This window comes from Peribacillus sp. (genome assembly GCF_059453735.1).
This window is the reverse complement of record NZ_JAZVJO010000387.1, coordinates 1-6,464: the sequence shown is the minus strand read 5'-3', so window position 1 is coordinate 6,464 and position 6,464 is coordinate 1. Positions and strand designations below refer to the sequence as shown.

General features: G+C 37.1%; 4 protein-coding genes. All 4 read right to left on the bottom strand.

Going from position 1 to position 6,464, the window contains the following annotated elements; all coding sequences use genetic code 11:
* Positions 1-2,473: DUF5057 domain-containing protein (locus AC52RT_RS12690; protein ID WP_495541083.1), on the bottom strand; the 2,473-nt coding region annotated here is incomplete at its 3' end.
* Positions 2,474-2,652: 179 nt separating this feature from the next.
* On the bottom strand, positions 2,653-4,374 hold the full coding sequence (locus AC52RT_RS12685) for a sensor domain-containing diguanylate cyclase (RefSeq protein WP_495541082.1): 1,722 nt from the start codon (positions 4,372-4,374) through the stop codon (positions 2,653-2,655).
* Positions 4,375-4,479: 105 nt separating this feature from the next.
* Positions 4,480-5,763 carry a bifunctional folylpolyglutamate synthase/dihydrofolate synthase gene (locus AC52RT_RS12680; RefSeq protein ID WP_495541081.1) on the bottom strand — a complete coding sequence of 428 codons (1,284 nt, stop codon included), beginning with the start codon at positions 5,761-5,763 and terminating at the stop codon, positions 4,480-4,482.
* Between the two features lie 110 nt (positions 5,764-5,873).
* A partial coding sequence (locus tag AC52RT_RS12675; RefSeq protein ID WP_495541080.1) for a class I tRNA ligase family protein occupies positions 5,874-6,464 on the bottom strand: 591 nt, incomplete at its 5' end.

Sequence of the window (6,464 nt, the reverse complement as noted above, 5' to 3'; positions counted from 1 at the left end):
CACCACTTTCTTCACTCCAAACAATCTCCTTAATTCCAGCATTTTCTGGAAGCATTTCTAAATCAATGCTGAAATTTTTTTCAGAACCTTTACTTAAAATATAGCTTTCAGGAAGTTTAATTCCAGTCAAAGCCACATCAGCAAAGAAATTAATAGAATTAAAAGCTGGTTTCTCTATTTTATCGGTAAGGTCTGGATAGCTTAATATTGAATCGTTAAGAGCATATTGACCTTTCTTAATCGGTGTTACTTGAACAGAAAAGGTGATCGGTTTTGCTGTAAATATAGGATTTTTTTCAGTGCCGGAATTTTCATAAATGATTTCAGACAGGTCTCTAACCAGTTTGATTCCTGTTTCTTCACTGCCTGTTTTCGTTCCTTCTGAGACCACTTTCAAATTCGCTGGAAAAGTTTCCAGTAATTGCACTGACTTAACACTCACTTTATCTATTTTTTTAATCTTCAGGTCATTAACTAATGATTCAGCTGCTTTCCCTGTAATAGCCTGCGGCGTCACTATATAATCAACTATAACATCAGCCCCTGTTTTCACTGGACTTAGGACTGATATAGAGCGATTTACCTCTAGACTTGCTGTTATCTTTTGAATAAGAACCTTAACTACCTTTTCACTTATGGCACCAGACGCATCGGTTGCTTGAATCTTTATCAAAACCTCGCCGCCATTTGGCATATCATGTTTCAATGATTCATTTATGGTCGCTCCATTAGTAACATCATTATTGGTCGAGACTAATTTGTCATTTAAAAACACCTTAGTAGATACTTTCTTATCTTTCAAATCATAATCCTGAAGTGTGTATGATAATTCGATATTTTGATTTGTTGGAATGATTTGATTCTCTGAAGGCGTATGCACAGTAATTTCCGGTGCATGATTCGAACCTAGAAATGCACGATACATTGTATTGACGAATAGTTGTTGCTCTTCATCAGGAAAACCAGTGCTAGTATGCCCTGTTCCTGAATAAGTAATATTGCCCTTAGAATACGTATAATAATGATTCCAGCTGTCATTAGCATCCCGGCTGTCTTCATCAATGTTATACCATGAAATGATATCTGGATCTTCTAAGTTCAACGTAAAATACTGATTATGAGTATTTGCAATGATGATATTCGTTTTTTCTCTACCCTGTGCATCTTGATCAATTGCAAATGGATAAGAAGTAATGAGGCCTTTATTTACTATTTTTGTGTTTGTTGCTTGGTTCGGTGCAGAATATCCTAAATTGGTCATCGGATTATCTTGCCCTGTCGCATCTCTAAAGTTTTGTACCCAAGTGTTAGTATTTGAGCCATTTTCTATAAAAATTGTATCGTGAGTAAACATAACACTTTGCTTAGAATTAATATAAGAATTAACAGTATCTGCGGCAACCTGAGAGATAGCTGCCGTTTTATTGTATGAATCAGCAAATCCGAAGATCACCATATCGTACTTACCATTTATTGTCCGATAAGTCGTAGAATTAAATGTGGTCATGTTGACTACATCTATCTCAATATTGTATTCACCATCTTTTTTCAGATATGTCTGTTTCATATTTTTTTCGGTTTTTAAAGAACTCGAATTAGAGCTATTCGTCACTTGAAGAACTTTTACATCTACTGATTTTCCTTTAAATTTAATCATACCTTTTTCATAACTTTTCAGATTTGTTGCACTGTCCACTAACTCCAGCTTCCAGTACCGTACCCCGGAATAGCCTTTTGGCAAAACAAAGGACATGATTGACGAAGAAGATGAAACATCTTTCTCACCCACAATTTCATCTGTCGTATATTTATCGTCAAAATTAGAATCAATATATAGTTTAGCTTTTAAGCTTCTGGAATTAACATCAGCAGGAACGGAAACATTCATTGTAAAATCCAGAGTTTGTTCTGGCTCATATAGCTTTGTAGAACTTGGCTCTTGGCTCAAGGTGTAGCTGGGTGCTTGTTGAAAGGTACCATTCTTAATGAATTGATTAAAACCATTATCGTCATACTCATACTCATAATGAAACCATACCAATTTTCTAGATGAGTTAAATAGGAATACATTTTTAGGTTTACTATTTAGATATTTACCAAAATTCGATAGCATTTTGGTTCCTGTTTCTATACTATCCTTGTAAAAGATAACAGGCTGACCTTTATTAATAAAATCCTGAATAATTTCATTTGCTTTTAAATTCGTAATATCATTCATAACACTGGTTGTATTATGATTCTTTCCGCTTACTCCGCTACTTGTATAGGTCCCATCCATAATGGCTATGACATCATACTTTCCATCTAATTCCTCACGCATTGCAACAAACTTCTTCATCGTCATCGTTGTCTTCGTATATTGATAGTTTCCTTTTCCTAGGTAATTATCTATCTGGCTGCTACCACTATCGACTATCTCAAGCACCCGTAATGTTGAACCTGATTGAATAGCTGCTTCGGCATTATTAGACATAGGTGTGAAAATCGAAAAAATCAGCAATAATGACAAAAAGATTGTACTTAGTCTCTTCATGTCCATACACATCGCTCTCTTATAATCTATTATTATTCCTTACTTTTATTATATAACGCAGCTTACCAGCGTCCTACAAAAATATTGTTTATTTTACAAATTTTGTGACACAGGTAGACTTATCCCACATACTGAGCAACTTTGTTCCTTCCGGCCTGTTTAGCCCCTGTATACATGGCCCGGTCTGCGTGACGGATCAGTGCTTGTTCGTCATCCGCATCAGTAGGTGCGGTGGCAACACCCATACTGGCAGTAATCGTCACCAGCTGTTTGGAACGGTGTTCATCGAGATCAGAATGGACAGAGAACGGTTTATTGGCAATGGATAAGCGAATAAATTCAGCAAATTTAAAGGCTTCTTCTTTAGCTAAATTTGGAAGAACAATAACAAACTCTTCCCCGCCATATCTGGCTAATGTACCCGTTTTACCAACAATTGAATTCAATCGTTCCGCTAGTTGGCAGAGAATTTCATTACCGCTTTGATGACCATAACTATCGTTTACCGCTTTAAACCGATCAATATCGATTAAAATAAGTGAGACATTTTTCGTAATGTGGTTAGCTAGATTCGTAAACTGTACCTGTAGTTCTCGTTCTATATATCGGTAATTATATAGATTTGTTAATGGACAGCGCTCGCTTTGCTGCATGGCAAGTGAATGGTGTCTAGCATTTTCAATAGCCACACCTAGATACGAACAAAGAATATCCATTATCATCATTTGATGGTTTTCATAGGCGCGTTTTTTTGTTGATACAAGCATGACTTCTGCTACAACCAGCTTGTCTCGTACAATCGGAATGGTCATAATACTCTCAATATTCGGGTCAATAATCCCCATATCGAGATGCTTCCATTCTTTGCGTGAATGAAAAAGTAACGCTTTACCCGTCTGCCAAACTTCTCCGGTAATTCCAAGTCCATTCCGCAGCGGCTCAATATTTTTTTCTTTAGCCACGCCATTTTCAAAATAGCGCAGTAGATGAATTTCTTTTTCCGCGTTATATATATCGAATATATAGCCCTGTTCAGTCTCAACAATCGTCGATATCCGATTGATGAATAAATCAAGGACACCCTCGATATGCAATTTTTGAGTAAGCTGATGACCAAATTCTCCAGCACTTTTCAAATGACTATTGATTTGTTTAGATTGATTATATAATTTTAGAATCCAAGCTAAGCTAATGATGGGAACGCCAATAAGGACGATTGAAATAATCCCGATTTGCTGATAGAGAATGAATAAGACAATTCCGATTGGCAGAATCAATAAAGTGGTTATGCCATCCCATAAGAGGCTTTCATCCTTAAACGTGAATTTCTTATTATGTAAAAAATAGGCTGAGATGGAGAGCATAATTGCGTTGGTAATAAAATAGATTAACTGGTAGACAATGATTAAAACAATGTGCTTTCCATTTAGTGGTGAACCAATTTGAAGATCACCGCCAAATGAATAATAGGCTAAACCGCTCATTAGACTGATAATAAAAAACAATAGTGAATTAAGCGGAAAGCGATATACTTCCGTGCGTCGGATGTGTACCATCAAAAGGATAAACATAAAGGAAATCTGTGAAGCAATGATTTCCGCTGCAAATCCAAATTCGAGAAAGATAGCTAAAGTAACACCTTGTACGACCGTTACGGGTTCCTTGTTAATCATGATTGGCATCATCGAAAGAATGCACATTAAAGCTAGAAAGGCTAAAAGGTGCCATTCCTTGCCGATGAATTGAGGAGGAAAATAATGAAACGTCAGCCAGAGACCGAATGGAAAAACTAGTGCCCATAATCCCCATATAGTCCATATTTTCCAATTTAAAATCACCATTTCCCCCTCCTTCTTCCAAAAACTATGTAAATATTGGTAAAAAAGTCCTTGTTTTTAAATATTTTAGCAAATATTCGGATTAAAGTCACACTAATTAGATAGTTTTCAGAAAATTATTTTCTTTTTTAAGTAAGGACGAACGTAGGCAACAAAATATAATGAACCAGTAAAAATGAGCATTTCGTTTTCTTTTACCGTATTTAGGCCGTATTCAGCGGCTTCTTTCCAATCAGAGAATGCCCTTTTGTCAACTAATTTACTTGCTTTAAGTAAGTCCTCCAGACTGGATGCTCGGTCATTGTCTATCTGCGTCAAAATAAGTGCGGAAGCATGTTCATCAATGAGATGCAGCATGTCGGCGAACTTTTTATCTTGTAAGGCTGTGAAGACAAAACGGTAATTCTGATCAGGATACCGTTCCTTTAAGGTATTAATCAACACTGTAATCCCCGCCGGATTATGAGCACCATCAATGATTACCTGAGGACTCAGCATTTCAAATCTGCCGTCCCATTTTGAAGCAAGTAACCCCTTCCGAATACTATCTTCATTTATTTGATAATCATATTGCTGATTCAACAGTAGTATCGCCGAAACACCAAGTGCTGCATTGTCGACTTGATGTCTGCCAAACATTGGTTGAATCAGTTCTACTAGTTCTACATCTCCAAACGTAAGTGAAAACGATTGAGTTTGATCCTGCATTTGATAGCTGCTTATCTTCATATCATGGTCAAGCCTATAAAGTCGGGCTGACTGTTCGGCTGCTTTTTCGGCAATCACACTGGATGGTTCCTGAACACGAACGCCTGATATAACAGGTACTGCTTGTTTGATAATGCCCGCTTTTTCAAACGCAATATCCGCTAGTGTATTCCCAAGAATATTCGTATGGTCAAGTCCAATGGAAGTTATCACTGAAAGAAGCGGTGTAATGACATTGGTCGAATCAAGTCGACCGCCTAATCCCGTTTCAATTACAACGATATCAACCTTCCTTTTTTCAAAGTACATAAAAGCAAGAATCGTCAAAATTTCAAAATAGGTGGCTCTGAATTCTTCAATGACCGGAAACGCATTATTTATCAATTCAAGTAAGTCCTTGTCTGAAATTTGAGTGTTATTAATCATAATTCGTTCATTCACTCGTTCTAGATGCGGAGAGGTAAACGTTCCTGTCTGTAAACCAGACTGTATTAATATTTGTTTGATTACATTTAGGGTTGAACCCTTTCCATTGGTACCAGCGATATGAATGGACCGGAATTTTCTTTCTGGATTCCCTAGAGATGTTAGGATTGATTCCATTCTCCCTAGGCCAAAATCCATGCCCAACGCTGATTCTCGAGTATGTAAATAGTTCATCATTTCTTCCACTGTGTTAAACAATTAGTTCCACTCCTCATGGCTGAACTGTAAATTTTTCTTTCCATATTACCATTCTTCTATTTAAAAAGCCCGCTGAAAATAACAACATTTTATTTTCAGCTGGTATTGGCTTACAATTGCTTTAATTCTTGAATCCGGCTGATTACCGCATCACGTTTTTCTACATAATCTTTTTCTTTGGCACGTTCTTCTTCAATGACAGCTGCTGGGGCTTTTTTAACAAAGCCTTCGTTGCCTAGCTTTTTCTGAACACGTTCTACTTCCTTGTTCAGTTTCTCACACTCTTTATCTAAACGTTTAATTTCATCCTCAATATTGATTAAGCCTTTCAGTGGAAGAATGAGTTCAACACCCGTAACAACGGCAGTCATCGCTTGTGCTGGTCCTTCTACATTTACACCAATCGTTAATTCCTCAGGATTACAGAAACGTTCAAGATAGGCACGATTTTTCTCAAGCTTCGCAACGATTGATTCGTCTTTCGCTTTTAACATCAAGTTGATTTTCTTACTCATCGGCGTATTTACTTCTGCCCGAATGTTACGAACAGAACGAATAATTTCAACAAGAAGCTTCATTTCTTCTGCCGCTTCCGTATTTGTCAACGCAGAATCAACAGTCGGCCACGCTGCAATGGTAATAGATTCCCCATTATGCGGCAAGTTCTGCCATATTTCCTCGGTAATAAACGGCATAAACGG

Bases quoted from the DNA above. Each gene is read 5' to 3' on its own strand.
- AC52RT_RS12685 (WP_495541082.1), bottom strand. From the start codon at position 4,374: ATGGTGATTTTAAATTGGAAAATATGGACTATATGGGGATTATGGGCA.